Genomic DNA, 659 nt, shown 5'->3' on the forward strand with positions numbered 1-659 from the left:
TTTTTTAGAGGGAAAGGAGATTCTTACTGTTGACAGGAAACATCTGTTGTACAGCATCAACTTAAAAGTTATGCTGACAGAAGAATTAAAACGCTATAAAAAAAAATTGGTGGAATTGTAGGAAAAAATTTGGCTTTGGATAAATTGGAAGCCTATATCGGAGAGTGCTCGGACCGACGGACCGAAATAATGAAACTGGCCTGGCTGTTGGGGAGTGATGAGTGTCACCAAAAAAAGGGTTGGACTGATTTCGCAAATAAGTTTTTTGACAAATTCCGACCGGAAATATTGACTTGGTGTGGTTTTGACCTGGTAGACCCGTGGAAGGAGAGAGTACCGGTGAACGACCGGAAATTTTTGAGTGACCTGCTGGGGCAAATGAAGGTATATTATTTCAATGATGTGTCTTTCGACTTCCTGGCTGAGCACTTTTATCTCTGTTTTCGTCTGGAGGGAACGGTCGGTTCTTTTTGTACCGAAATGAAAGTACATGACTCTGATTATTCGGATTGTATCAAACATTTTTTGAATGAAATAAATAGGATTAATAACAAAAATAAGAAATAATAATTGATTAATACGCTGTATAACAGGTTTTTCTGTGCTTGTTTTTGCTGCGATTTTAGTAATTGCCGTCCGGTGCATACCCTCTACCTTTG

1 protein-coding gene is annotated in these 659 nt (G+C 38.7%); it reads left to right on the top strand.

The window, feature by feature from the left end; translation table 11 throughout:
* The first annotated feature begins 135 nt into the window (after positions 1 to 135).
* Positions 136 to 567 (top strand): hypothetical protein, encoded by a 432-nt coding sequence (locus tag DWW91_RS25375; protein WP_122329281.1) that lies wholly within the window; start codon positions 136 to 138, stop codon positions 565 to 567.
* Positions 568 to 659 lie beyond the last annotated feature (92 nt).

It is taken from the genome of Parabacteroides sp. AF17-3, assembly GCF_003635445.1.
In the GTDB taxonomy this organism is placed as follows: Bacteria; Bacteroidota; Bacteroidia; order Bacteroidales; family Tannerellaceae; genus Parabacteroides; species Parabacteroides goldsteinii.